Raw genomic sequence first — 24,278 nt, 5'->3', positions numbered from 1 at the left:
ACGCGAAAGGAAACATCATGGCTAAAGATTCCAGCTTCGACGTCGTGTCCGAGGTCAACATGCAAGAGGTCGACAACGCCTTCCAGCAGACCACGCGCGAGATTTCCCAGCGCTATGACCTTAAGGATTCCGGCGCCACGATCGAGCTTTCGAAGGGCGACAAGCTCTTTACGATCAGCGCCCCGGCTGACTTTGTCTCTAAGCAGATTATCGACGTGCTGAGTTCCAAGCTCATCAAGCGCGGCATTGACCTCAAGGCTGTCTCGTGGGATGCTCCTCAGGCGGCATCGGGCGGCACCGTGCGCGTGCTCGGCCATATTGTCGAGGGTATCGACCAGGCGACCGCCAAGAAGATCAACAAGGACATCAAGGACCAAAAGCTCAAGGTCAAGGTGACCATCGAGGCCGACAAGCTGCGTGTTTCCTCTGCTTCGAAGGATGCGTTGCAGACCGTAATCCAGTTCCTGCGCGACCAGGACTACGGCCAGCCGCTACAGTTCACCAACTACCGCTAATATCATTCGAAAGGACCGCTCTCCAACATGGATACACCGTTGGGCTCCGTGCTCTACATCACCCTCGGGTGCGCTAAGAACGAGGTTGACACCGACCGCATGCGTTCTCTTTTGACTGCTGCGGGCTACGAGGAGGCATTCGACCCGCAGGATGCCGATATCGCCATCGTCAATACATGCTCGTTCCTCGCCTCCGCAACGTCCGAGAGCATCGAGACCACGCTCGAGCTCGCCAACGAGGTTCAGGACGGCGTTCGTTCTTGCCCCATCGTTATGTGCGGCTGTGTGCCGTCGCGCTATGGCGACGACCTGCCTGACGAGCTGCCCGAGGTCGCTGCCTTTGTGAAGGCCGACGAGGAGGACGGCATCGTGGCGGTCATCGATGGCGTGCTGGGTGTCGAGCGTGAGATCGCGGCCTATATCCCTCAGGTCAAGCGTACCGTCGAGGGCGCCGTTGCTTACGTCAAGATTTCCGATGGCTGCAACCGCTTCTGCAGCTTCTGCATGATTCCCTACATCCGCGGCCGCTATCATTCGCGCAATGCCGAGAGCATCATCTCCGAGGTGCGCGACCTGGTTTCCGGCGGTGTGCGCGAGATCGTGCTGATCGGCCAGGACACGGGCATCTGGGGTACCGACTTTGCCGACGAGGACGTCGCCGATGGCTCGCCGCGCAATCTGGCGCAGCTGCTGCGTGCCGTCGCCGAGGCCGTGCGCCCGCACAACGTCTGGGTCCGCGTGCTCTATCTGCAGCCCGAGGGCATGACTGACGAACTCATCGAGACGATTCGCGATACGCCCGAGGTGCTGCCCTATATCGATATCCCCGTGCAGCACTGCGACGCGCGCATCCTCAAGGCTATGCGCCGTTCTGGTTCGCGCCAGGAGCTCGAGGACCTGTTCCGCGATCTGCGTGAGCGTATCCCCGGCATCGTGATCCGTTCCACGGCCATGGTCGGCTTCCCGACCGAGACCGACGACGAGTTCCGCGACCTTATCGACTTTATGGACACCGTCGGCTTTGACTACACGAGCGTCTTTGCCTACTCGCAGGAGGAGGGCAGCCTGGCCGCTAAGATGGAGGGTCAGGTCGACGAAGAGGTCAAGCTCGAGCGCGCCCAGGAGGCCATGGACCTGGCCGAGTCGCTCGGTTTTGCCGCCACTGCCGCACATGTGGGCGAGCGCGCCCAGGTGATCGTCGACGGTATCGAAGAGACCGAGGATGGCGCCGAGCTGATCGGCCATGCCTGGTTCCAGGCGCCCGATTCCGATGGCGCGGTGCATCTGGACGCCAGCGAGGCGTCCGTGGGCGATATTCTGACCGTCGAGTTTACCGATAGCTTCTGCTATGAGCTTATCGGTCATGTTGTGGAGTAGGAGAGCGTCGTGGCTAACGAGAGCAATAAGGAACTGACGAGTGTCTGGACGCCCGCCAACATCGTGACGTGCGTTCGCATCGTCTTTATCCCGGTGTTCATGATCGTGTCGGCGCTTTCTCACACGAGTGTTGCCGGTACGGATTGGAGCACCTTCGACGGCCCGCTCGCCGCCGCTGCCTTCATTCTGTATGTGATCCTGTCGTGCACCGATAAGGTCGACGGTTATCTGGCGCGTTCGCGCAACGAGATCACCGACTTCGGTAAATTCTTGGACCCCATCGCCGATAAGCTGCTCGTGTTCTCGGCCCTGCTGCTGTTCTTGGATTTTGGCGCGGTGACCGTGTGGTCCGTGTTCATTATCCTGTTCCGCGAGCTGCTGGTGAGCGCCCTTCGCATGGTCGCGAGTGCGGCCGGTGTGGTCGTTGCGGCCGATAAGCTCGGCAAGTACAAGACGGCAACCACGATGGTCTCCATTTGCGGTTACCTGTGCGTTTTTGCTATGGCCGGCTTGCACCTTGGCCCGGTGGCGCTGACGCTCGGCATCTACTCGGTGTCGCGCTTCCTGTACGCCGTTGCCGTTGTCCTGACCGTTATCTCGGGCGCCCAGTACTTCTGGAACTGCCGCAAGATCGTCTTTTCGGTCTAGGTCCTGGTGGGTATGACGGACTCTTTTGAGCAGATTTCCGCACATAACGAGGAGCTGGCGCGTGATATTGTCGAGCGCGCGAGCGCTCGGGGCGTGACGGTTTCGACGGCTGAGTCGCTGACGGCGGGTATGATCGCCTCGACGATTGCCGATATCCCGGGCGCCTCGGCGGTGCTGCGTGGCGGTGCGGTGACCTATTGCGATGAGATTAAGCATCGTGTTCTTGGTGTTGAGCAGGAGACACTCGACCGCTATACCGCGGTGTCGCATCAGACCGCGCGCGAGATGGCGGTGGGTTCGCTGGAGCTGTACCAGAGCGATATTGCAGTGAGCGCAACGGGTTATGCCGGCCCCGGCGGTGGCACTGAGGACGATCCGGCGGGCACTTTCTATATTGGCTGGGCGCATCGTTCCGCCGATGGGGGCGTGCCGGTCGTGGACTCTGTGCGCTGCCACTATGAGGGCGACCGTTCGTGTGTTCGTGCCCATGCGGTCGCGGAGGCATTGGGGCGCATTGCCCTTGTGCTCAACTCTATGGAATAGACATGTTTTAAGGGGCCTTAGGGCCCCTTAATTGTGGAGATAGGGACCTCTGACAAATTTAGCGTTTGTGCTGGTTGTAGATGTATTTTTGCCTGCCTTGTTCATATTTGGTCCTTTGTGGTCAAGTATTTGGTCAGTGTTTGGTCGGCGTTTGGTTGGGTTTTGGAAAGACCGCCTGCATATGATTGGCCTGAACGGTTGACCACGAACAGCCGTTCGTTTATTATCGATGCAGGTTGTTAAGAGGAGGGCTATTCATGGCCAAGAATTCAGGTCCCGTACGTACCGTTCATGCTCGCACGACGGGTAAAGAGCGCGATGAGATGATCGCCACCACCAAGGCCGAGATCGAGAAGAAATTCGGCCAGGGTTCCATCATGAGGTACGGCGACGGTGGCCCCGAGCTCGAGGTCGAGGCCATTCCCACGGGCGCCCTGGCCCTCGATGCCGCGCTGGGTATCGGCGGCGTGCCGCGCGGCCGTATCGTCGAGATTTACGGTCCTGAGTCCTCCGGTAAGACGACGCTTTCGCTCGAGATCCTGGCCGAGGCCCAGGCAATGGGTGGCGTTGTGGCATTTATCGATGCCGAGCACGCGCTTGATCCCACGTATGCCGCGCGCATCGGCGTGGATATCGACGAGGTGCTCATTTCCCAGCCCGATACGGGTGAGCAGGCGCTCGAGATTGTTGACATGCTCGTGCGTTCCGGCGCCATCGATGCTATCGTCGTCGACTCCGTCGCCGCGCTGACCCCGCGTGCCGAGATCGAGGGAGAAATCGGCGACACTACGGTCGGTCTTCAGGCTCGCCTGATGAGCCAGGCGCTCCGCAAGCTCGCCGGCTCGCTGTCCAAGTCCAACACGACGTGCATCTTCATTAACCAGCTGCGTGAGAAGATCGGCGTCATGTTCGGCAACCCCGAGACCACGACGGGCGGCCGCGCCCTTAAGTTCTTCTCTTCGGTGCGTATCGACATTCGCCGCATCGACAGCATTAAGCTTAAGGACGAGGTTATCGGTAACCGCGTGCGCGCCAAGGTCGTTAAGAACAAGGTGGCAGCTCCGTTCCGTTCTGCTGAGTTCGACATCATGTACGGTACGGGCATCTCTAAGGAGGGCTCGATTCTGGACATGGCTGTCGAGTGCGGCATTTGCAAGAAGATGGGCTCCTGGTTTGCCTATGGCGAGGATAAGCTCGGCAACGGTCGCGAGGCCGCCAAGGCGTTCCTGCGCGAACACCCCGATTGTGCCGACGAGATTGAGCATGAGGTCCGCCTTGCCTGTGGACTTGAGTTTGATGACGATGCTCCGTCCGAGGTCGAGCTGACCGATCAGCCTGCGCCTGAGGAGTTTGACGAGCTTTACGCCATCGATGGTTCCGCCATGCTCGATGATGACGACGAGTAGCGGTTACGCTCATGTCGTATACGGTGACCGAGGCCACGGTCGTCTTTCCCGATAAGAAGGCGGCCTCCTCGTTCTCGAGCGGGTATGCGTCCAAAAAGCCTTGCGCACATATCGATTGTGAGCTTGAGGGCGGTTTTGAGCGGTCCATTTGGATTCCCGTGCGGGTCGCGCGGCTGTATGTCAAAAACCGCCCCGATCTTCCCTGTGATTGGGACAACTTCCGTGAGGCGGTGCAGCTCATTGAGCGTAAATGTGCACTTACCATGGTGACCGAGATGTTATCGCGCCGCGACCATGCGACGGGTGAGGTCCGTGACAAGCTGGCTCGCTACGGCTTTCACCAGCCTGCGATCGATTTCGCCGTCGAGCGCGCCACCGAGTATCGTTTTTTAGACGAGAGCCGCTTTTGCTCGTACTTTATCGAGGAGCGCAAGCGGCGCGGTTGGGGACAGCGCAAAATCGAGACCGAGCTCAAGCGCCGTCATGTCGTGCTCGATGACATTCCCGGTTATCCCGAGGATTATTTTGCCGTCGAAGACGATTTGGCGCGTGCGTCAGCCCTGCTCGCCAAGCGGCGTGTTCCAGAGACGCGCGCATTCGAAAAACTGGTTCGGTTTTTGATGGGCAAGGGCTTCTCGTATCACGTCGCCGCCGATGCCGTTAAGGCACGTCTCGATGCCGAACGCGAGGAATGTGCGGTTTAGGCGTATGTGTTTTGTGGCCCTGCCGTTCACCGTGTTTTAGCCGCCGTGCCGGGGCCATTTATTTGACAGTTGTTGTGGTTCAACGTACGATAAACACTGTCATTTGCTTTGTGATATGTGCTCATCTGTGATGAGTTTGTTTATATGTTTATCTGTATCCGACCCGCATAAGCTGCGCCCATATTACTCAAATGTCGCGAGCCGTTCGTAAGGACGGTTCGCTTTGTTGTGTAACGAATCCATAAAAAGGAGTGAGCATGCCTATCATCGCAGCGCTCGTTGGCATCGTTTTGGGTGCCATCGTCGCCATTGCCTACATGCGCACCGCCAAGCAGGGTAGTCTTCACGAGGCCGACGAAAAGATCCAGTCGGCACACGCACAGGCTGAGTCCCTGATCGGTGATGCTAAGCGTCAGGCCGAGACCCTCAAAAAAGAGGCTCTGCTCGAGGCTAAAGAGGAGATCATCAAGAACAAGCAGGCCGCCGAGGCCGAGGACAAGCAGCGTAAGAGCGAGATTCGTACGCTCGAGAACCGTGTGATGCAGCGCGAGGAGTCCCTTGATCGCCGAAACGACGCTCTCGACAAGCGTGAGCACCAGCTGTCCAGCCAGGCCGGTCAGGTCGAGAAGCGCTCCCGCGAGCTTGAGGAGCTCTGCGCCAAGCAGACCTCCGAGCTCGAGCGTATCGCCGACCTGACCCGTGAGGACGCCCACAAGGAGCTCCTCGATAAGGTTCGCGGCGAGGTCACCCACGAGGCTGCCACGATCATTCGCGAGTCCGAGCAGCAGGTTCGCGCCGAGTGCCACAAGACCGCCCAGGAGATTCTGTCCCTGGCGATTCAGCGCTGCGCTGCCGACCACACAGCCGAGGTCACCGTTACCTCCGTGCACATTCCCTCTGATGACCTCAAGGGCCGTATCATCGGTCGCGAGGGTCGCAACATCCGGACCTTCGAGCAGGTTTCCGGCGTCAACCTCGTGATCGACGACACGCCTGAGACCGTCGTTCTTTCGAGCTTCGACCCGGTCCGTCGTGAGACCGCCCGTGTTGCCCTCGAGAACCTCATCGCCGACGGCCGCATTCACCCCGCCCGCATTGAGGAGATGTATCACAAGGCTGCCGACCTGGTTCAGCAGCGCGTGCGCGAGGCTGGCGAGCAGGCTGCCTTTGATACCGGTATCCACGACCTGCACCCCGAGATCGTCAAGACCCTTGGTGCCCTGCGCTACCGTACCTCGTTTGGTCAGAATGTGCTTCAGCACTCCCTCGAGGTTTCCGATCTGTGCGGCGTGATGGCTTCCGAGCTTGGCCTGGACGTTGTGACCGCTAAGCGCGCCGGCCTGCTGCACGACCTGGGCAAGGCAATCGACCACGACGTCGAGGGCCCGCATGCCGTCATCGGCGCCGAGCTTGCCCGCCGTTATGGCGAGAAGCCCGTTATCGTTCACGCTATCGAGGCTCACCATGCCGATGTCGACCCCAACACGGTGCTCGATGTCCTGGTACAGGCCGCCGATGCCGTCTCCGCCTCTCGCCCCGGTGCCCGTCGCGAGTCTGCCGAGAACTACATCAAGCGTCTTGAGAAGCTCGAGGAGATTGCCAACTCCCATGAAGGCGTCGAGCGTACCTATGCCATGCAGGCTGGTCGCGAGGTCCACGTCATGGTTCAGCCGGACAAGATCTCCGATGCCCAGTCCACGGTCCTGGCTCACGATATCGCCCATCAGATCGAGGAAGAGATGGAGTATCCCGGTCAGGTGCGCGTCGTCGTGATTCGCGAGAGCCGCGCTGTCGATATCGCTAAATAACATGAGCGACGCGAACGAGCTCATCTCATTTATCGCGTCGATGTCGGGGGAGGGCAACCTTCGCGTCGAGGAGAACCTTGGCGAGGGGTATGTCCGCCTCCGCGTTTCGGAGGCCGAGCGGCGCCAGGCAAAACACGACATTCAGCATGTCGAGGATATCGTCATCGAAATGCTCCGTAATGCTCGCGATGCCGGCGCCGACAAGGTCTATCTCGCCACGACCAAGGAAGATGGCGTCCGCACGCTTGTCTTTCTGGATAACGGTTCGGGCGTTCCGCAGGATATGCAAGAGCGAATCTTCGATGCCCGCGTTACCTCCAAGCTCGAGAGCATGAAGATGGACCGTTGGGGCGTTCACGGTCGTGGCATGGCATTGTTTTCGATCAAGCAGAACACCGACGAGGCCCGTGTGGTCACGTCCGGCGTCGATCTTGGTTCAGCCTTTAAGGTGAGCGTTGCAGCCGACCGCCTCAGTGAGCGTGCCGATCAGTCCAGCTGGCCCCAGGCCGTCAAGGATGAGGACGGACGTTATGTCTGTGTTCGCGGCCCGCATAATATTATTCGCGCTGCCTGTGAGTTTGCGCTCGAGGAGCTGCGTGGTTGCGATGTCTATCTTGGTTCTCCGTCTGAGATTGCCGCGACCCTTTATGCTCAGGCGTCAAGTCGGCTCGATACGTCTCGTCTCCTGTTTATTGATGACGAGAGCGAGCTTCCGGTTGTCGATCGTTTAGGCCTTGCCTCTGATGCCGAGGACTTTATTCGTATCTGCTCGGGTTTGGGTCTTGAGATGTCCGAGCGCACGGCACATCGCATTTTGGCAGGGCAGATTAAGCCCGTTCGCGGTGTGACCGCGCGTCTGCTGCGCGAGCGTGATTCGTCCTCGCATGCGCCGGCTCCTGTCGATCTCGCGAAGGATCGTCGCGGGCTTCGTATTGCCAAGGATGACATGGCACAGTTTTCGCGTGCTGTGGAGCGCGACTTTAATGACCTTGCCGCCCGGTACTATCTCAACCTTTGCGGCGACCCAAAGATTCGCGTTTCGCGTGATCGAATCACTGTGACCTTCGATCTTGCCAAAGAGGAATAGTGCCTTTACCGAGTCCACTCGGTACGATACAGTTATTGCAGTTAAAACGTACTTTTAAACGCAGGAGTTTCTTCATGGATTGCCTGAAGGTATCAAGCAAATCATCGCCCGCGTCCGTTGCCGGCGCCATCGCCGGCATGGTCAAGGATGGTGTGCCCGTCAACATTCAGTGTGTCGGCGCCGGTGCGGTCAACCAGGCCATAAAGGCTGTGGCTATCGCGCGCGGTTTTTTGATTCCAACCGGTTTTGATATTTCCTGCGCGCCCGTGTTCTCCGACATCGTTATTAACGGGGAGTCGCGCACGGCCATCCGTCTTTCTATTTACGTTCACCAGATCAATCGAGCTGCTATGGATAACGTCGTCATGGATGATGTTAAGCCTGTGGCATAGCTTCTGCTTGCCTCGATTCGCCCCCCCTCTCCATCGTTAGGACTTATGCACATGGACCAGCGTTCCGTACGCGATATTCTTGCCGGTAAAACCTACTTTATCCGCACCTTTGGCTGCCAGATGAATCAGCACGACTCTGAGCGCGTGAGCGGTCTGCTCGATTCGTATGGTTGCCTCATGGCGCTCGATCCTGAGCATGCCGATATTGTTGTCTTCATGACATGCTGCGTGCGCGAGGCCGCCGATACTCGCCTGTACGGTCAGTGCAACTCTTGTAAGAGCCTCCCGCCCTCACCCTCGGGCAAGCGTGTGGTTGCCGTTGGTGGTTGCATCGCGCAGCGCGATGGCGAGGGCCTGCTCACCAACGTCGATAACGTCAATGTCATCTTTGGTACGCATTCCATCGCACATGTGGCCGAGCTCATTGCCGAGGCGTTCCTTGATGGCAAGCGTCATATCCGCACCAATGAGCATGAGGATACGGATGCCATGAGCATGCCGTGGCATCGCGAGACCCAGTATCACGCCTGGGTGCCCATTATGACGGGCTGCAATAATTTCTGTACCTATTGCATCGTGCCGTACGTGCGCGGTCGCGAAAAGAGCCGCCCCTTCGAGGAAATTGTCGACGAGGTGACCGGTTTGGTGCGCCAGGGCGTGCGCGAGATTACGCTGCTGGGCCAAAACGTTAACTCATATGGTCGCGATCTGTTTGGCAAGCCGCGTTTTGCCGATCTGCTGCGTGCCGTGGGTGATACGGGTGTGGAGCGCATCTTCTTTACCTCTTCTCATCCTAAGGATCTGCTGCCCGAGACCATCGACGCCATGGCCGAGACGCCCGCCGTCATGCCGCAGCTTCACTTGGCCGTTCAGTCGGGCTCCACGCGTATCCTCAAAGAGATGAATCGCCGTTATACACGCGAGGACTATCTGGGCCTGGTCGATCGCATTCGCAACCGCATGCCCGATATCGCGCTCTCGACCGATATTATCGTTGGCTTCCCGGGCGAGACTGAAGAGGACTTTGAGCAGACGCTCTCACTTGCCGAGACGGTCCGCTATGCTCAGGCCTATACCTTCATCTATTCCAAGCGCGCCGGTACCCCGGCCGCAGAGATTGACGATCCTACGCCGCATGAGGTTATTCTCGAGCGTTTCAACCGCCTGGTTAAGGTTATCGAGACTACGGCACACGAGTATAACCAGGGTGAGCTTCATACTGTGGTGCCGGCGCTCATTGAGGGAACGAGTAAAAAGAACGACGCGGTCCTGCTGGGCAAGAGTCCCAAGAATCAGACCGTGCATGCGCCTATCCCCGAGGGTTACAGCATCGATCAGCTTGTTGGCAAGATCGTTGATGTTGACGTTGACGTTGCCAAGACCTGGTATTTGTCCGGCTCCGTTGTGGGCGAGCCGCGCTAATGGTTTCTCCCGGGGCAGGACTTTCCGCCGTTGCGATCGTCGGTCCGACGGCGGTTGGTAAGAGTGATGTTGCCGACCGTTTGGCAGCTCGTCTTTCGTCCGAAGTGCTGTCGTGCGATGCGATGCAAATCTATCGCGGCATGGACATCGGTACCGCAAAGATGGCGCCCGATGAGTGTACGGTGCCGCTGCGTCTCGTCGACATTGTAGAGCCGGGTGTGGCATATTCTGCTGCGCTTTATCAGGCTGACGCTCGCGCGCATGTTGAACGTCTCCTTGGTTCGGGTTGCCTGCCGGTTTTTTGCGGAGGTACGGGGCTGTATCTCAAGGCCGCCCTCGATGAGATGGACTTTCCCTCGGGTGAACTTGAGGACGATCGTCGTATGGGCTATCAGGAGCTTGCCGAGCGTATTGGCGAGGAAGAACTGCATGCCCTGCTTGCCGAGCGCGACCCAGAATCGGCTGCTGTTATTCATCCCCATAACGTGCGCCGTGTGATTCGTGCGCTCGAGATGCATGATGATGGTATCTCCTATGCACAGCAAAAAAGTCAGTTTAGTGTTCCGCGCGAGCATTATCATGCTCTATGGTTTGGTCTGACGCGTAATCGCGAGGTGCTCTACGAGCGCATTAACCTGCGTGTCGATCTGATGTTTGAACAGGGTCTCGTTGATGAGGTTCGCGGTCTTATGGACCAGGGGCTGGGAGATGCCCTTACTTCGATGCAGGCAATTGGCTATAAAGAGATCATTGATGCTTTCAATGGCGTGATTTCTATGGATGAGGCTCGCGAACTCATCAAGATGCGTTCGCGTCGCTATGCCAAACGTCAGCTTTCGTGGTTTAAGCGCGATGACCGTATCGTGTGGTTTGATATGGACGAGTTTACGATCGATGAGGCCGTTGAGGACATCCTGCATCGTATTGAGGCTGCCTAATGGCCCGTTTCCCCCTTGTTCCCACGACACCCGAGCCCGAGCGTGCCATATTAGTTGGTGTTGAGTGGCGCGACAATGCATGGCCGCTCGATCGTTCGCTTGACGAGCTTGAGCGCCTGGCCCATACGGCTGGCGCCCAGTGCGTGGCGCGTTTGTCACAGCGTCTGGTTAAGCCGTATCCAAAATCGTTTATCGGTTCCGGTAAGGTTGAAGAGCTGTGCGGCCTGGTGCATCGCATGGATGCCGATGTCGTTATTTTTGACGACGACCTGACGCCCTCGCAGCAATCCTATTTGGAGAAAGCCGTGGGTGAGCCGGTAAAGATTATCGATCGTACAGCACTGATCTTGGATATCTTTGGCCTGCATGCTCAGACGCGTGAGGGATGCCTACAGGTACAGCTGGCGCAGCTTCAATATCTGTTGCCTCGTCTGCGTGGCATGTGGAGCCATCTTGCCAAGGAGCAGACGCGCGGCGGCATCGGTTCGCGCTTTGGCCAGGGTGAAAGCCAGCTCGAGGTTGACCGTCGCTTGATTCGCAATAAGATTGCCGCGCTTCGTCGTGAGCTCAAGCAGGTTGAGCAGCGTCGCGATGTCCAGTCCAAGAGCCGCATTGAGTCACCGGCGTTTCGCGTCGCGTTAGCCGGTTATACCAATGCCGGTAAATCGACGTTGCTCAATCGCCTGACCGGCTCTACGGTACTTTCGCAGGACAAGCTGTTTGCTACGCTCGACCCGACGACGCGTTCGTATCGCCTGCCCGGCGGTCGCGGCATGACGATTACCGATACCGTTGGCTTTATTCAAAAGCTACCGCATGGTCTCGTTGATGCCTTTAAGTCCACGCTGTCCGAGGTGTTGGGTGCCGATCTAATTCTCAAAGTCGTAGATGCGTCTGACGAGGACTATGAGCGACAGCTGGAGGCTGTCGACCGCGTGCTTGATGAGATCGGCGCTGGAGAGCGTTTAACGCTGACCGTATTCAATAAAATCGATCTTCTCGATAGCGTTGATCGATTAAGTTTCCGTCGTCGCTATTCCGAGGCTGTGCTGTTTTCGGCCCAAACGGGCGAGGGGCTCGACGATCTCGTCGACCGTATTGCTCGTGAGGCGGCTGCCACCGATGTGTTGCTCTCTGCCGATATCCCGTATCGCGAGGGCGCCCTCATCACGCTGGTGCATGAGCAGGGAACCCTTTTGCACGAGGAATATCTTGAGGACGGCGTTCGTATTGTGGTGAAGCTACCGGCCCGTATCGCGCCGCGTCTTGAGCGCTATCGTACAGAATAAACGAGCTCTAGTACGCCTAGAATGACAGGCTGATGGAGCAGGTAGAACGGTAAGGCATGCCGACCGAGGACTGCGAGCGCCGGGATGGGATTGGCGTATGCCCATGCTGGCGCTTCGAGGCTTGATACATTTACTGCCTGGGCAGTAAAAAAGCCGGTAAGGTACATAAAGACAAACGGAATGAGCGGATAGTAGTCTCCCGAAACAAAACCCGGGCCTGGGAATCCAAGCCATGCCAGGTAGGGGAGTGGGTAGACCGCTTTTGGAATGCCCCAGGTTAGGGCAAATAGAATAAGGCACGCTGCGATGCCCCACGTGCTCGGTAATTTTTGGAGTAACGGACGGGTGAGTGCGACCACCGCGGTGCACGCCGCCATGCAATAAATGATGCCAAAGTTTACCGAATCGTCGACTGATACCAGTGTCGTTGCCATCCATACGATCAAGGCTGCAGCTGCATATTTGAGGGCGCGCTTAACGTTATTACGCGAGAGCGTGCACATCCAACCGGCGATAAACAAAAATACCCAGCTGATACTAGCGCGCCAGATGTCTTGAAAGACAGTCTGGGTAAACCAGGGCATATCCCAGTCGTACAGGTAGGCGAGATCGTAGCAAGCGTGAAAACCTGCCATTGAAATCATCGTAAACCCGCGGACGGTATCAAAGATGGTGATGCGTTTTTGCATTACGAGAACCGGCGCATCAAGCCGACGACTTTGCCCAAGATAACGGGATTCGTTGCATAGATAGGCTCCATGGTGTCATTCTCGGGCTGCAGGCGTACGCGTCCCTGCTCCTTGTAGAACGTCTTGACGGTCGCTGAACCATCAATCATGGCCACGACAATTTCGCCGTTCATGGCACTCTTTTGTTCACGGACGATGATGTAATCGCCATTGAAGATGCCGACATTGATCATTGAGCTCCCATGCACCTCAAGGATAAAGGAACCCTGATCGGTGGCGATTTCGGTCGGGATAGTAAAAGTGTCTTCGATATTCTGCTCGGCCAGAATGGGAATTCCTGCCGCGACGCGACCAACGAGCGGTAGCGAGACCGTTCCGCGAGGTGTGGTGGGCTCGTCAGATTTAGAAATTGAGACAGAGGAACCGTCCTCGTTAAAGAGTTCCAGGGCGCGCGGTTTAGTGGCATCGCGCTTGAGTAGCCCGCGCGCCTCCAGGGCAGATAGATGGGCGTGCACGGTGCTGGGGGAGGAAAGGCCCACAGCAGAAGCCATCTCGCGCACGCTGGGCGGATAACCCTTCTCCTGCTGATATTCCTTGATGAAGTCGTAAATTTGCTGCTGACGCTTGGTAATTTTGCGAGCCATCAGGGCATCCTCTCTACCCATGTCAAACAAATGTTCGAATTTTGCTTGACAGGAACAACTGTTCGAAGATAATAATAACCGAACATTCGTTCTCGCGCTAGACATTTTTGTCCGCGCGGCTTGATAAAACTGTTCTCAGCAAAACACGCGAGAGGAGAACATGATGAACGCAACGAATATGGTCCAGGGAAACCTCGCCCTTAAGCTCGAGACGCCTGCAGAACCCACTTTTACGGTTGTTCAGGGTGGCCGCTTCAGCTTTCAGCCTTTGACCGTAAAGCCTGCTCGCAATCAGCAGGCTGCAGTCGCGCCGGCCCGCGTTGCCCTGAAGGTTCCGACGATTGTCGCCGTTGCCGTTGCGCTTACGCTCTTCTTTGTCCTCGCTACGTCGGTCTTTAGCGCGCGTCACGCCGCGTATGCCGAGTCCGTTTCCAACGTTACCTACGAGACCATTCGCGTTCAGCCTGGCGATTCTCTTTGGTCGCTTGCCGAGGAATATCCAATCGAAGGCCTTTCCACGCAAGAGACTTCCGACATGATCCGTAACGTCAATCATCTGGAGCATGGTTCGCTCGCCGCCGGTGCGCATCTTAAGGTTCCTGCTCGTTCGTAATCATTATCGCGCTGCGCATGGTACCCTTGTTATCGTTTAAGAGGAGGTACCATGCGCTGTCCCAAATGCGGCAAGGCACATACCCGCGTCGTTGATTCCCGTATGCAGGAGTCAAATAACACCATTAAGCGTCGTCGCGAATGTTGCTCGTGTAACTACCGCTTTACAACGTTCGAGCGATGTGAAGACCCAATCGAGGTCATTAAGTCGGACGGAACTAAGCAGCGGTTCGATCGCAATAAGCTGCTCGTCGGCTTGATGCGCGCCACCATCAAGCGCGATATCGACACTAAGAAGCTCAATGAGATTATCGACGACATCGAGGTCGAACTGCGCTCTCGCACGCTGACGGCCGTCACGTCTCATGAGTTGGGTGACATGGTGCTCAAGCGCTTGGCCAAGATTGACAAGGTGGCGTACATCCGCTTTGCCTCGGTCTACCGCGATTTCAAAGACGTCGATGAGTTTCTGCAAGAGCTCGACAAGCTAAGGTGATTTCATGTCCAACATTACCGTTAACATTAAGCGTCTCGACCCCACTGTCGAGCTTCCCAAATACGCCCATCCCACTGATGCCGGCTTGGATTTGCGCTCCAACGAGGACTGCGTCCTGAAGCCCTTCGAACGCCGTCTGGTCTCTACTGGGCTGGCTATCGCCCTGCCCGATGGCTACGCCGGCTTCGTCCAGCCCCGCAGCGGCTTGGCTATCAAGCAGGGCCTGTCTATAGTCAACACGCCGGGCCTCATCGACGCCCACTACCGAGGAGAACTCAAGGTTATCCTCATCAACCTGGATCCCACCAACAATATCCAAATCAACAAAGGCGACCGCATAGCCCAACTCGTCATCCAAGAAGTCCCCACGGTCAACCTCATAGAAGTAGAAGAACTAGATAAAACCGACCGAGGAGCCGGCGGTTTCGGTTCTAGCGGCGTCGCTTAGTCGTTTACGTACTGTCCGCTGACTGGCCCGACCCGCCTATATATCATCCCATGCTCAAACATTCTCGCGGGGGCGCTCGTATCCCTCCCGCCCGTCTCTCACACATATCATTCCATGCTCAAACATTCTCGCGTCGCTTCGCTCGCTGCGAAACTGCGCGTGGAACGATATGTGAGAGAGGCGGGCGGGCGGCTACTCGCTTGAAAAAATTTACATTCTAGTTAGCCGATGCGACAAAGGAATAGTCTCTTTGTCGCATCGGCTAACTGTATTTATCTTTTCCGGTCTCGCCTTTGTTGGTTCTACTGGAGGGGAATCTAGTTTAGCTGCTAGTGCGTAAACGCAGCTTGCCCGTGGGGGCCTATATATCGTCCCGCGCGCAGTTTCGCAGCGTAGTGAGAATGTTTGAGCACGGGATGATATATAGGCCCCCACGGGCAAGCGAACAGTCCGACGCTAGCGGATATGAGCAGGCTTCCCGCCCCAGTAGAAGCGGCAGAAGGCTCGTTTGCGCTTTTGGGGTTTGCCTACGAGTTCCATGGTGGCGACGGCGATGTCTTTGGCTGCATGGGGGCGGCGTAGTACTTCGCCGTTGATGAGCAGGGCTTTGAGTGATTCGGGATGGTCGTGCAGGTGGCGCAACGTTACGATGAGCTCTCGTGCCGTGGTGACGTGCATGCTGGCGCCCATGCCGGTGAGCATGGTGGTGTTGGCCTTTTCCTGGCCATATGACTTGCCCAGCAGGATCATCGGCAGATGCGCGCAGAGGCACTCGGTGACCGTGAGTCCGCCCGATTTGAGGATTGCCAAGTCGCAGCCGTGCATGAGGGCCGCCATGTCGTCGACATAGTCCAACACCGTGACGTTCTCGAGCTTCATGGCATCGAAGAGCGTCTTCAGCCGGGTGGCATACTCCACGTCTTTGCCGGGCAAAAAGACAAAGTGCATGTCTTCGAAGCTGCGCAGGAAGGGGAGTGTGTGGTCCATCGCCGCGCGAAAGCGGACGTAAGGCTGGGGCAAGCTGGCGCCGGCCATTACCAGCACGACGGTCTTGTCGGTGGGGAGGTTGAACTTGGTTAGCTCTTCCTCGCGATCGTAATTCGTGTCGAATCCGGCGCGAATAGGGATGCCGGTAATGCGAATCTTTGCCTCGGGCACCTTGCGCGGACGCAGCGTTTCGGCCATAAATTCGTTGGCAACACAGAATAGATCGGTGTCCTTGTGGGGCCACCAGCCCTCGACTTCGTAGTCGGTCGGCACGCAGGTGACCGGATAATCGATACCCGTAATTACGCGGGCGCCCACGGCAACATTGGCTGCTGTGATGTGCGTTGCGACCACGGCTATGGGCCTGCGGCTACGAATATATTCGTTGAAGGCGGGGAACATAATTCGCGACCATGCCGTGCCGCCACCCCAGAGAAGATGTCCTGTAAGCGTATATCGCCAGGTCAGGTCGTAAATGGGGCGCGTGGCTCCCGTGAAAGAAGCCGCGGTCTTATTGCCGTCGAATTTAATACGTCCAAAATCAAGGATATCGAGCACTTCAATCTCAACATCCTCGGGGATGCCATTGGTGCCGCGGAAGAGGTCGAATGCCTGCGCAATCGCATTTGCGGCGGCCTTGTGGCCCGAGCCGACCGAGGCGTGCACGATGGTCACGAGCGGTTTTTTCTGAGCCAAGGGCACGGTTTGCTTCGATTGGGGAGTACTGTGCGTGAGCAGGGAAGCGTCGTCGCTCGTCTGCGCTTGATCCATCGATAACTCCCCTTCGACGTTGTAACATGGGTTTATCATTGTAGTGCATGAGTGTCACGTTCACATAAATTTGGGTATGAGCGCAAAGAACGACAACGTTTCGACGAGAGGACTCTTCATGACTACCGAGCAGACGATCGACGTTGCGATTATCGGCGGCGGCCCCGCGGGCTATGCTGCCGCCATTTATGCGGCGCGCGCCAACCTGACGACGACTGTCCTTGAGCAGGGCATGTCGGGCGGACAGATCGCCACGACCGACGAGATCGAGAATTATCCTGGCATTCCGCTGCTGAGCGGTGCTGAACTTGGTGAGCGATTCCAACAGCATGCTGAAGGCCTGGGGGCTCAGGTTGAATGGAGTATGGTGACAGGCGTCGATTACGATGCCGATGCGGCTCAATTTACCATTCATCATGATATGGGCGACACGACGGCTAGGAGCGTTATCGCTTGCATGGGTGCCACGCCGCGTCCTGCGGGTTTTGTTGGCGAGGACACGTATCGCGGTCGTGGCGTTTCGTACTGCGCGACGTGTGACGGCATGTTCTTCCGCGGCAAGCAGGTCTTTGTTATCGGAGGCGGCAATTCGGCATGCGAAGAGGCGCTGTTCCTGTCCGACATTGCCAGCAGCGTGACCATCGTGCTGCGTCGCGATCAGTTCCGTGCACCCGAGGGCGTTGTGAATAAAGTGCTTGCTAAGGACAATATTTCAGTTAGGTACCAAACTAGTATTGTTGAGCTTTCTGGTGAAGCGATGCCCACGACAATTACCTTCAAGGACAATGCGAGCGGCAAGACGCATACTGAGACCTTTGAACCTGGCTCGTTTGGCATTTTTGTCTTTGCCGGCACGCAACCTCATACCGAACTTGTCGAGCATCTGGTCGATCTGGGGCCCGATGGTGGTATCCTTACCGATAAGTCCATGGCCACCCGTACACCCGGCTTATTCGCTGCCGGCGATATCCGTTCCAAGCGTTTACGCCAGGTTGTGACCGCCGTTTCGGACGGAGCTATAGCGGCAACCAGCGCATACGCTTTCCTACACGCATAAGTACGATAATATATCTTATGTAAGGTTGCTATCAATTAACTAAATGGCGGGACGATGCATCGGTGCACTGTCCTGCCATTTTCTTGCCGGCTATGTGGTATGCAAAACTAGATAACCTAGAATACAATATAGAAAATGAACGGAGGACCTTTATGAACCACGTTAAACACGTTATTCCGATGTCTGATTCGTCGGTCAGCATTAAGCCTGAGGATATTCAGCCCACTGTGCTGCCCGATGCATTTATTCAGTCCGATATCGTGCGCAAACTCAATACGTTGAGTCTGCCGCGCTATGACCAGTTGCCCAATGTGACGCTCTACCGCGACCAGGTCATTGAGTATGTTGCGCTGTGGATGGAGCCGCTATCCATTTGCGTTGAGCAGCCTGTCATTACGCCATCGATGATCAATAACTATGTGAAGGTCGGCCTGGTGCCCGCTCCGGTCAAAAAGCAATATGGCCGCGAGCAGATTGCCCGCCTGATCGCTATCTGCATCTTTAAGCAGGTGCTACCTATTGCTGCGGTGCAGGCTCTCTTTAACATTCAGCGTTTGAGCTACGATGCTCCGACGGCCTTTGATTATGTGGTCGATCAGCTCGAGGCATCGATTCGTTCGGCGTTTTCCGTCGAGCAGACGCCGGTTCCCGATACGGCGCATCAGGTAACGCGTGAGTCGCTGCTTGTGCGCAGTGCGGTTTCATCCTTTGTTTCGAAGGCTTACTTGATGAGCTATCTCAAGTTCAACGGGTTTAATAGCTAGCCGACGTATAAAACGGGCGGGACAAAGAGCCATCTGTCGCTTTGTCCCGCCCGTATTTTGCTTGGTTGGACTTTATTTGCCTGAAGCTACGCCCATGCCGTAGCCGATGATGAGGCCGTGCATCTCGGCGTAATAGGAATCTAGGCCGTTGCAGGGCATGATGATGGTCTTGGAGCCGGGCCAATGTTCGACTATGCGATCAGTAAGCGCCTGGGCTCCAGCTTCGTTCTCAACGTGATCGATGATGACCTCACCGCCCGTAAAGCCCTCGGCTTCCATGGTATCGATAATCTTGTTGAGCATCTTCTTTTCGCCTCGCGTGTGCCCGACGAGTTCGATTTTACCGGCCTCGCTCGCCGTGCCCAAAATGCGGATATTGAGCTTGTTGGCAATAACGCCGGCTGCCTTAGGGATACGTCCGGCTTTGGCGAGGTTTTCGTAATTGCACAAACTGAAGAGGATTTTGCTGTTCTGTTCAAGACTATCGAAGTATGCGCAAGCATCCTCGAATGAGACATCCGGGTTGCTTGCAAGATAGCGGTCGAACAGCAGGAAAATGAGGTCCATTTTGCCGCCAGCTGCGCGTGAATTGACTAGATGAATCTGTCGGTCCGGTTCCTCGGCAAGAACCATATCGCGAGCCGTGGCTGCCGCGTTGTAGCTGCCCGACACGCCCTCAGAGATCGGCATGCAGATGGTCTTGTCTGCCAATTTGAAGAGCTCGGCCCACTCCCCTACGCTGGGACAAGCGCTCGAAGAAGCGTTCGTCTCCGCCTGAACAGCGCAGTTGAGCTCATGAACATCGAGCGAAAGGTCATCGACGAATTCACGCTCCCCCACTCGAATTTTGAGGGGCGCAAATGCAAAGGTGGTATGGGGCGCGGTCGGTTGCCAATCGCGGAGGTTGCAGCTTGAATCGGAGATAAGTGCCCAGCTCATAGAGGGTCCTTTCTAATCGTTCCCATTCAATTATAGCCATCTTGTAGACCGATTGGGCCGCTATCTAGTATTCAAAACTAGATAGCGGACTGCACGAAAGGCAAAAGAATGGACCCCATGACTCAAAGCCACGAGGTCCATATCCGTTTGCTTTATCTGAATACTTAGTAGCGCACGAAAATGTAGTTGTTGTTCATGCCGGCGGCAACGGAGCTGATGATAACACCCGTGTTGTAGTCGGAAGCATGAATCATCTGACCACCACCGATGTAAATGCCGGTGTGGTACGAGTTGACCACAACGTCACCGGGCTGCGGATCGGACACACGCGTCCAGCCCATAAAGGTGCCCGTGGTGCCCAGGCGGCAATAGCGACCAGTGAGGCAATAGCTAACAAAACCAGAGCAGTCGAAACTGTTCGGGCCAATTCCGCCCCAGGAATAGGCGCAACCAAGCTTGCTGTATGCACGCGAGACAACAGAACCGCCATCGACGGACTGGCTCGGAGCAGAAGGCGTCGGAGCCGGGGCAGGCGTGGGGGGCTGCGGTGTCGGAGCAGGTGCCGGCGTAGGAGCCGGAGTGTTGCCGCCCTTGTTGTTGTTATTGCTGGTCTGGCCACCGTTGTTGGTGTTCTCGGTCGCACCGGCAGTCTCGTTGCTCACCGTGGCCTTCTCGGCGGTACTGGCGTTGATGCCGGCCTGCAGCGCGGCGTTGGCCTCGGCCTCAGCGGCAAGCTCAGCCTGCAGCTGTGAATCCAGAGAGTTTACGACGTTCTGTGCTTCAGCCTGCTGGGCGTTAAGCTCGTCGACCTTCTTTTGCGTGGTGGCGACGTTCTTTTCCTGCTCGGCCTGCTTATCGGTGAGCTGCTGTTTGAGCTCCTTGACCTCTTGAATGGTCTGAGCCTGCTTATCGGAAACTTTGCCGTAGTAGAACAGACGGTTGAGCATATCGCTCAGGTCATCGACGCCCGTCAGAACCTGAAGCAGGCTCAGACCGCCGGTTTTGTACTCGCCGGCGACATAGGTCGAGAGCTTGGCCTGACCATCGGCGATCTCCTGCTGCTTTTGCGTGATCTCGCCAGCAGTCTGATCGAGCGCCTGCGTCTGCGTTGCGAGCTCATCGTAAATCTGCTGGGTTTGGGTACCGATCTGCTCGAGCTTCGTACGAGCAGCGGCAAGGTCGGATGCGGTATCGGCGTAGGCAGGAGCCGCGAGGCCCAAGCCCAAAACACAAGCGAGGGTTGCCGTAGCAGCGCAGCGTGCCATGTTTCTATGCGTGTTTGCTGTGCGCATGTAGCTTCCTTTCCAGTAACTAAGGGTAACGGCTAGTCCACCGTCACCAGGCTAAAGAGCTCCACATCGTCATCAGACGGCGTGAGCTTCTCGCGCGGGTTGAGAAACGCAAGCTCAAGGATACAACCATAACCGACAAGCTTTGCGCCCATATCTCGCACCAGTTTACCTGTTGCCTCGACGGTTCCGCCCGTCGCGACCAAGTCGTCCAGAATCAACACGGTATCTTTAGAGCTGATAGCGTCGGCATGGATCTCAATTGAATCGGTGCCGTACTCGAGCTCGTAGCTCTGGCTCACGGTCTCGCGCGGCAGCTTTCCCGGTTTACGTGCGGGAACAAAGCCGGCGCCAAGGGCTACAGCCACCGGTACGCCAACCATAAAGCCGCGAGCCTCGGGACCCACGACCTTGGTGATTCCCATGCCGGCAAAGTGCTCGGCGAGGGCATCGGTCATGGCTTTGAGAGCCTCGGGATTGCCAAAGAGCGGCGTGATGTCCTTAAATACGACTCCGGGTTCGGGATAGTCGGGAATATCGACGATATGAGATTCGAAGTCATACATGGCGTGACCTTTCATGGATTGCCGAAATTTCAGCAGCGGTTATTTGCCCGCGGTGGCGGCGCCGGATTGCGAAGGGGCGACGACTTTGAGCGGCTTTACGAGAGAATCCTCGTGCGAAACCGGCGCGGCTGGCTCTTCGTTTTTGGCCTTGGTGGACTCGGAACGCGTGATTTCCTCATCGAGTGCATCGATGTCGGCGTCCTCGACCACGGCGTTGAGCGACTCAAAAACGCGGTTCTTGAGCAGCGCGGTGTGCACGCCCTCCGTCAGGTCGTGAAGCTTCTTAAACGCACGCTCGAGCTTGGCGTCGCGCTCGTCATCGGAGGTATCCATTCCGAGCATGCTCACGAGCACCTGCTCAAACATCGAGGACTCGCGGTTGGCGGAAGACACGTACTGACGCAGGTTGCGCGGCTCGATATGGAAGCGTGACAGCTCGGAGCAGTAGCGGATAATCGGAAAATCGCGACCATCTACAAGCTCGCGATTCTGCGGACTCTTGATGATGCGAATGAGGTCGTTCTCGGCGAGCGAGCGGATAAACGAAATTTCGACGCCCAACATATCGGGAATGGTCTCGATGGGATGCAGCTTTTGCTTAGTCTCCTTGGGCTCCGTCTTGAGCGGAACATCGGATAGCAAGCCCACCTCGTAGGCGAGCGTTGACAGGTCCGTGGCGTTTTCCAAGCGCTGCTTAATCACGTTGAGCGGCATGTAGCGGGTCTTCTGCAAGTGCAGGATGACCTCCAGACGATCAACGTCCTCCTTGGAGTACTGACGGTATCCCTTAGGCGTACGATGAGGGGTAATGAGCCCCTCATCCTCTAGAAATCTAATTTTTGAGTTCGAAAGATCGGGGTATGCGCCTCGAAGTAGGTTGACGACTTGGCCGATACTCAGATAGTTGCGTTCGGCCATGCCCTACTCACCGGTTTCGATGCGCTCCGGCGTGCTCTCGTGGTAGATGAGCGTAAACGTACCGATCTGAACGGAAGAACCGTCGTGCAGCGGGGCTGCATTGACAATGGCACCGTCGACCCAGGTGCCATTGAGCGAGCCCAGGTCCTCGATGCGAGCGCCGAGGCCCTCGCGAATAATGCGCGCATGGCTGCGCGAAACGGTCATGTCGTTGAGGAAGATGCCGTTCGCGGGATCGCGACCGATGGTGGTCACGTCGTCCTCGAGCTCAAAGGCGGCACCAGTCTGCGGACCCTTGACGATGGACAGAACGGGGGCGGTGATGCGCACGTTGGCCATGAGGTCGGGAACGGTGACGTCGCTTGAAGGCACGCGGAATACGCAGGTAGCGTCAGCAGTCTTATCATTCTGAGGCATATTGTTAACCATGTTGTCCATGACAACCCCTAACTTATCGCGGACGTGCCGCAAATAATGAACCGTACGTAATCATACCCCAACGAATCAGTCTTCGATTTCAGGGTTCAGAAAGTCGATGTCCTCGTCCTCGGGATGCGTGAGAGCCTGTTTAATGGCCGCTCCGCCCTTAATGGAGTAGATGACAGCGGTGAGCATGGAGAAGATCACGCCGCCGTACACAAAGAAGATGCCGAGGGGCACCGAGCTTCCGTTGAGGCCCGGGAAGGCCGTAAGGGTTGAAGGTAAAAGATGCAGGCCGTCAATAACGGGGAACCCGAGCAGCATAAGCGAGAAGCCGGTCATGAGCAGCGCTGTGGCAATCTTTCCGGGGAAGACGACATCGATGGGGCGACGGTGATAATGACGAACGATAAGCGTGCCGATGCCCAGATAGATGTCGCGGCCAATAATGAGCACGCAGACCCAGATGGGCAGTTCTCCGCGAACCACCAGTCCCAAGACGCCGGTGAACAGCAGCGCACGGTCGCAGATGGGATCCATGACCTTGCCGAGCCACGAGACCGTCTTGGTCATGCGGGCGATCTGACCGTCCATCCAGTCGGTGGAGGCGGCAACGGCGTAGATTGCGATGGCGATGACGCGGTTGTTATCCGTCACAAACAGGTACAGAAATACCAGGGTGAGGATCAGGCGCGTAAAGGTGATGAAATTGGAGATCGTAAAGATCTTATTCGACGGGTAATCGGAAGTGCCGATAAGCTCCTTTTTGATCTTCTTTTTGATGCCCACAGGACTCCCCCGCTGGTTAACGACAAAACTTTCGATACTATACCCGTTCCGGCGATGTTTATCCAGCCAAGCCATAGAGAGTCCAGACATGTGGAGGGTGTTGTGGGCGGGGCGAGACCATGCATTTGTGTACATCAGCCTCCAAACATTTCGAAAATTTTCGATTTTGGAGGCTGACGTACACGTTTTGATTCGCATACGTATCGAGCGGTGCAGTCGTTGATTCTTCGTTGCTTTAAGCAATTTAATAAAAAAGCCAGGCACTAGGTGCCTGACCTGCAAACTTCTGGTCGGGACGACTGGATTCGAACCAGCGACCCCTTGACCCCCAGCGGGGTCAGAATGACCCTGACCTGTGCTAATTTTGTTAAAACACGCGCAAATAGCGCAAGTAGCGCATTTCCGCGTATGTAATTTTACCAGCTCAGCGCGGTTTGTCCAAATAGCATATTATCGGCTTCGAGGAGCGCGGTGCAAGCGCGGTGCAGCCAATGACTTAATCAACGGGGGTGGGAGCCCCGAATCGTCGTCTCTCTGGGTTCCCGCAGGTGGACCCTTCTGTTTCTAATCAACTGCGGATTCAGGAGCTATGTGGCCAATGTGATACCGTTGAACCAGCGTATCGATACCGCTCAGCCATTCGCCTCGCCCCCGTCGCACGCATCTTCATTCGGTCTGTCATTATTAATCTAACGATGCTTTGAGGAACGTAGGTGCTTCTAAATGTACTGTCGACTTCTTCTCAAACTAATCCTAAGAG

General features: G+C 56.7%; 26 protein-coding genes. 17 read left to right on the top strand and 9 right to left on the bottom strand.

The window, feature by feature from the left end; genetic code table 11:
- Window positions 1-17: 17 nt before the first annotated feature.
- The 12 genes from I2D57_RS07750 to hflX all read left to right on the top strand — a co-directional run bounded on the left by I2D57_RS07750 (window position 18) and on the right by hflX (window position 12,129).
- Window positions 18-515 carry a YajQ family cyclic di-GMP-binding protein gene (locus I2D57_RS07750; protein WP_117770334.1) on the top strand — a complete coding sequence of 166 codons (498 nt, stop codon included), beginning with the start codon at window positions 18-20 and terminating at the stop codon, window positions 513-515.
- Window positions 516-542: 27 nt separating this feature from the next.
- Complete coding sequence (gene rimO / locus I2D57_RS07745) at window positions 543-1,892, top strand: 30S ribosomal protein S12 methylthiotransferase RimO (RefSeq protein ID WP_138112638.1); 1,350 nt, start codon at window positions 543-545, stop codon at window positions 1,890-1,892.
- 99 nt (window positions 1,893-1,991) lie between these two features.
- A complete protein-coding gene (gene pgsA, locus I2D57_RS07740; RefSeq protein ID WP_006235973.1) occupies window positions 1,992-2,540 on the top strand; it encodes a CDP-diacylglycerol--glycerol-3-phosphate 3-phosphatidyltransferase in 549 nt (182 codons plus the stop codon).
- A 12-nt stretch (window positions 2,541-2,552) separates the two neighbouring features.
- Window positions 2,553-3,083 carry a CinA family protein gene (locus tag I2D57_RS07735; protein WP_161115793.1) on the top strand — a complete coding sequence of 177 codons (531 nt, stop codon included), beginning with the start codon at window positions 2,553-2,555 and terminating at the stop codon, window positions 3,081-3,083.
- Between the two features lie 257 nt (window positions 3,084-3,340).
- On the top strand, window positions 3,341-4,489 hold the full coding sequence (gene recA, locus I2D57_RS07730; protein ID WP_195362064.1) for a recombinase RecA: 1,149 nt from the start codon (window positions 3,341-3,343) through the stop codon (window positions 4,487-4,489).
- Window positions 4,490-4,500: 11 nt separating this feature from the next.
- A complete protein-coding gene (locus tag I2D57_RS07725) occupies window positions 4,501-5,193 on the top strand; it encodes a regulatory protein RecX (RefSeq protein WP_148346210.1) in 693 nt (230 codons plus the stop codon).
- Window positions 5,194-5,450: 257 nt separating this feature from the next.
- A complete protein-coding gene (gene rny / locus I2D57_RS07720) occupies window positions 5,451-7,001 on the top strand; it encodes a ribonuclease Y (protein WP_195362063.1) in 1,551 nt (516 codons plus the stop codon).
- Between the two features lies 1 nt (window position 7,002).
- On the top strand, window positions 7,003-8,088 hold the full coding sequence (locus I2D57_RS07715) for an ATP-binding protein (protein ID WP_195362062.1): 1,086 nt from the start codon (window positions 7,003-7,005) through the stop codon (window positions 8,086-8,088).
- A 74-nt stretch (window positions 8,089-8,162) separates the two neighbouring features.
- Window positions 8,163-8,480 (top strand): stage V sporulation protein S, encoded by a 318-nt coding sequence (locus I2D57_RS07710; RefSeq protein WP_195362061.1) that lies wholly within the window; start codon window positions 8,163-8,165, stop codon window positions 8,478-8,480.
- Window positions 8,481-8,531: 51 nt separating this feature from the next.
- Window positions 8,532-9,902 carry a tRNA (N6-isopentenyl adenosine(37)-C2)-methylthiotransferase MiaB gene (miaB, locus tag I2D57_RS07705; protein WP_055285164.1) on the top strand — a complete coding sequence of 457 codons (1,371 nt, stop codon included), beginning with the start codon at window positions 8,532-8,534 and terminating at the stop codon, window positions 9,900-9,902.
- A complete protein-coding gene (miaA, locus tag I2D57_RS07700; RefSeq protein WP_195362060.1) occupies window positions 9,902-10,840 on the top strand; it encodes a tRNA (adenosine(37)-N6)-dimethylallyltransferase MiaA in 939 nt (312 codons plus the stop codon). The genes miaB and miaA overlap by 1 nt, the downstream gene beginning before the upstream one ends.
- The gene (hflX, locus tag I2D57_RS07695) at window positions 10,840-12,129 is read left to right on the top strand and encodes a GTPase HflX (protein ID WP_195362059.1); all 1,290 of its coding nucleotides are present in this window, start codon (window positions 10,840-10,842) and stop codon (window positions 12,127-12,129) included. Before miaA ends, hflX begins: the two co-directional genes overlap by 1 nt.
- On the opposite strand, the gene I2D57_RS07690 is transcribed toward hflX, so the two are convergent.
- Complete coding sequence (locus I2D57_RS07690; protein WP_195362058.1) at window positions 12,114-12,818, bottom strand: heparan-alpha-glucosaminide N-acetyltransferase; 705 nt, start codon at window positions 12,816-12,818, stop codon at window positions 12,114-12,116. The genes hflX and I2D57_RS07690 overlap by 16 nt on opposite strands.
- Window positions 12,818-13,462 (bottom strand): transcriptional repressor LexA, encoded by a 645-nt coding sequence (gene lexA, locus I2D57_RS07685; protein WP_195362057.1) that lies wholly within the window; start codon window positions 13,460-13,462, stop codon window positions 12,818-12,820. Before lexA ends, I2D57_RS07690 begins: the two co-directional genes overlap by 1 nt.
- 163 nt (window positions 13,463-13,625) lie before the next feature.
- Between lexA and I2D57_RS07680 the strand changes: the two genes are divergently transcribed.
- From I2D57_RS07680 to dut, 3 genes are read left to right on the top strand one after another with little or no spacing between them, the layout of a single operon-like run.
- Entirely contained in the window at window positions 13,626-14,075 is a 450-nt protein-coding gene (locus I2D57_RS07680; RefSeq protein ID WP_195362056.1) for a LysM peptidoglycan-binding domain-containing protein, read from the top strand.
- A 51-nt stretch (window positions 14,076-14,126) separates the two neighbouring features.
- Entirely contained in the window at window positions 14,127-14,570 is a 444-nt protein-coding gene (gene nrdR / locus I2D57_RS07675) for a transcriptional regulator NrdR (RefSeq protein WP_022093781.1), read from the top strand.
- A 4-nt stretch (window positions 14,571-14,574) separates the two neighbouring features.
- Entirely contained in the window at window positions 14,575-15,018 is a 444-nt protein-coding gene (gene dut, locus I2D57_RS07670; RefSeq protein WP_195362055.1) for a dUTP diphosphatase, read from the top strand.
- Window positions 15,019-15,474: 456 nt separating this feature from the next.
- On the opposite strand, the gene I2D57_RS07665 is transcribed toward dut, so the two are convergent.
- Complete coding sequence (locus I2D57_RS07665) at window positions 15,475-16,776, bottom strand: MGDG synthase family glycosyltransferase (RefSeq protein WP_195362054.1); 1,302 nt, start codon at window positions 16,774-16,776, stop codon at window positions 15,475-15,477.
- 118 nt (window positions 16,777-16,894) lie between these two features.
- On the opposite strand from I2D57_RS07665, the gene I2D57_RS07660 reads away from it, so the two are divergent.
- Window positions 16,895-17,833 carry an NAD(P)/FAD-dependent oxidoreductase gene (locus I2D57_RS07660; RefSeq protein ID WP_195362053.1) on the top strand — a complete coding sequence of 313 codons (939 nt, stop codon included), beginning with the start codon at window positions 16,895-16,897 and terminating at the stop codon, window positions 17,831-17,833.
- A 152-nt stretch (window positions 17,834-17,985) separates the two neighbouring features.
- Window positions 17,986-18,597 carry a DUF1836 domain-containing protein gene (locus tag I2D57_RS07655; RefSeq protein ID WP_195362052.1) on the top strand — a complete coding sequence of 204 codons (612 nt, stop codon included), beginning with the start codon at window positions 17,986-17,988 and terminating at the stop codon, window positions 18,595-18,597.
- 72 nt (window positions 18,598-18,669) lie between these two features.
- On the opposite strand, the gene I2D57_RS07650 is transcribed toward I2D57_RS07655, so the two are convergent.
- The 6 genes from I2D57_RS07650 to I2D57_RS07625 all read right to left on the bottom strand — a co-directional run bounded on the left by I2D57_RS07650 (window position 18,670) and on the right by I2D57_RS07625 (window position 23,518).
- Window positions 18,670-19,536, bottom strand: coding sequence for a DegV family protein (locus I2D57_RS07650; RefSeq protein ID WP_195362051.1), 867 nt, complete (start codon window positions 19,534-19,536; stop codon window positions 18,670-18,672).
- 164 nt (window positions 19,537-19,700) lie between these two features.
- A complete protein-coding gene (locus tag I2D57_RS07645) occupies window positions 19,701-20,828 on the bottom strand; it encodes a coiled-coil domain-containing protein (protein ID WP_195362050.1) in 1,128 nt (375 codons plus the stop codon).
- 32 nt (window positions 20,829-20,860) lie between these two features.
- Window positions 20,861-21,391, bottom strand: coding sequence for an adenine phosphoribosyltransferase (locus I2D57_RS07640; RefSeq protein ID WP_195362049.1), 531 nt, complete (start codon window positions 21,389-21,391; stop codon window positions 20,861-20,863).
- A 39-nt stretch (window positions 21,392-21,430) separates the two neighbouring features.
- Window positions 21,431-22,309, bottom strand: coding sequence for a transcriptional regulator FtsR (ftsR, locus tag I2D57_RS07635; RefSeq protein ID WP_148346656.1), 879 nt, complete (start codon window positions 22,307-22,309; stop codon window positions 21,431-21,433).
- A 3-nt stretch (window positions 22,310-22,312) separates the two neighbouring features.
- Window positions 22,313-22,747, bottom strand: coding sequence for an FHA domain-containing protein (locus I2D57_RS07630; protein ID WP_006236002.1), 435 nt, complete (start codon window positions 22,745-22,747; stop codon window positions 22,313-22,315).
- A gap of 66 nt (window positions 22,748-22,813) precedes the next feature.
- Entirely contained in the window at window positions 22,814-23,518 is a 705-nt protein-coding gene (locus I2D57_RS07625) for a CDP-alcohol phosphatidyltransferase family protein (RefSeq protein ID WP_195362048.1), read from the bottom strand.
- Window positions 23,519-24,278: the final 760 nt, after the last annotated feature.

Origin of the sequence: Collinsella aerofaciens (assembly GCF_015553355.1) — a bacterium.
In the GTDB taxonomy this organism is placed as follows: Bacteria; Actinomycetota; Coriobacteriia; order Coriobacteriales; family Coriobacteriaceae; genus Collinsella; species Collinsella aerofaciens_V.
This window is presented reverse-complemented; position numbering and strand designations above follow the sequence as displayed.

What these genes read in the sequence shown, in the direction of transcription:
- I2D57_RS07650 (WP_195362051.1), bottom strand. Translation starts at nt 19,536, where the DNA reads ATGAGCTGGGCACTTATCTCCGATTCAAGCTGCAACCTCCGCGATTGG.
- pgsA (WP_006235973.1), top strand. Translation starts at nt 1,992, where the DNA reads ATGATCGTGTCGGCGCTTTCTCACACGAGTGTTGCCGGTACGGATTGG.
- recA (WP_195362064.1), top strand. Translation starts at nt 3,341, where the DNA reads ATGGCCAAGAATTCAGGTCCCGTACGTACCGTTCATGCTCGCACGACG.
- I2D57_RS07750 (WP_117770334.1), top strand. Translation starts at nt 18, where the DNA reads ATGGCTAAAGATTCCAGCTTCGACGTCGTGTCCGAGGTCAACATGCAA.
- lexA (WP_195362057.1), bottom strand. Translation starts at nt 13,462, where the DNA reads ATGGCTCGCAAAATTACCAAGCGTCAGCAGCAAATTTACGACTTCATC.
- miaA (WP_195362060.1), top strand. Translation starts at nt 9,902, where the DNA reads ATGGTTTCTCCCGGGGCAGGACTTTCCGCCGTTGCGATCGTCGGTCCG.
- I2D57_RS07645 (WP_195362050.1), bottom strand. Translation starts at nt 20,828, where the DNA reads ATGCGCACAGCAAACACGCATAGAAACATGGCACGCTGCGCTGCTACG.
- miaB (WP_055285164.1), top strand. Translation starts at nt 8,532, where the DNA reads ATGGACCAGCGTTCCGTACGCGATATTCTTGCCGGTAAAACCTACTTT.
- I2D57_RS07690 (WP_195362058.1), bottom strand. Translation starts at nt 12,818, where the DNA reads ATGCAAAAACGCATCACCATCTTTGATACCGTCCGCGGGTTTACGATG.
- rimO (WP_138112638.1), top strand. Translation starts at nt 543, where the DNA reads ATGGATACACCGTTGGGCTCCGTGCTCTACATCACCCTCGGGTGCGCT.
- I2D57_RS07725 (WP_148346210.1), top strand. Translation starts at nt 4,501, where the DNA reads ATGTCGTATACGGTGACCGAGGCCACGGTCGTCTTTCCCGATAAGAAG.
- rny (WP_195362063.1), top strand. Translation starts at nt 5,451, where the DNA reads ATGCCTATCATCGCAGCGCTCGTTGGCATCGTTTTGGGTGCCATCGTC.
- ftsR (WP_148346656.1), bottom strand. Translation starts at nt 22,309, where the DNA reads ATGGCCGAACGCAACTATCTGAGTATCGGCCAAGTCGTCAACCTACTT.
- hflX (WP_195362059.1), top strand. Translation starts at nt 10,840, where the DNA reads ATGGCCCGTTTCCCCCTTGTTCCCACGACACCCGAGCCCGAGCGTGCC.
- I2D57_RS07640 (WP_195362049.1), bottom strand. Translation starts at nt 21,391, where the DNA reads ATGTATGACTTCGAATCTCATATCGTCGATATTCCCGACTATCCCGAA.
- I2D57_RS07710 (WP_195362061.1), top strand. Translation starts at nt 8,163, where the DNA reads ATGGATTGCCTGAAGGTATCAAGCAAATCATCGCCCGCGTCCGTTGCC.
- I2D57_RS07630 (WP_006236002.1), bottom strand. Translation starts at nt 22,747, where the DNA reads ATGGACAACATGGTTAACAATATGCCTCAGAATGATAAGACTGCTGAC.
- I2D57_RS07655 (WP_195362052.1), top strand. Translation starts at nt 17,986, where the DNA reads ATGAACCACGTTAAACACGTTATTCCGATGTCTGATTCGTCGGTCAGC.
- dut (WP_195362055.1), top strand. Translation starts at nt 14,575, where the DNA reads ATGTCCAACATTACCGTTAACATTAAGCGTCTCGACCCCACTGTCGAG.
- I2D57_RS07660 (WP_195362053.1), top strand. Translation starts at nt 16,895, where the DNA reads ATGACTACCGAGCAGACGATCGACGTTGCGATTATCGGCGGCGGCCCC.
- nrdR (WP_022093781.1), top strand. Translation starts at nt 14,127, where the DNA reads ATGCGCTGTCCCAAATGCGGCAAGGCACATACCCGCGTCGTTGATTCC.
- I2D57_RS07665 (WP_195362054.1), bottom strand. Translation starts at nt 16,776, where the DNA reads ATGGATCAAGCGCAGACGAGCGACGACGCTTCCCTGCTCACGCACAGT.
- I2D57_RS07715 (WP_195362062.1), top strand. Translation starts at nt 7,003, where the DNA reads ATGAGCGACGCGAACGAGCTCATCTCATTTATCGCGTCGATGTCGGGG.
- I2D57_RS07735 (WP_161115793.1), top strand. Translation starts at nt 2,553, where the DNA reads ATGACGGACTCTTTTGAGCAGATTTCCGCACATAACGAGGAGCTGGCG.
- I2D57_RS07680 (WP_195362056.1), top strand. Translation starts at nt 13,626, where the DNA reads ATGAACGCAACGAATATGGTCCAGGGAAACCTCGCCCTTAAGCTCGAG.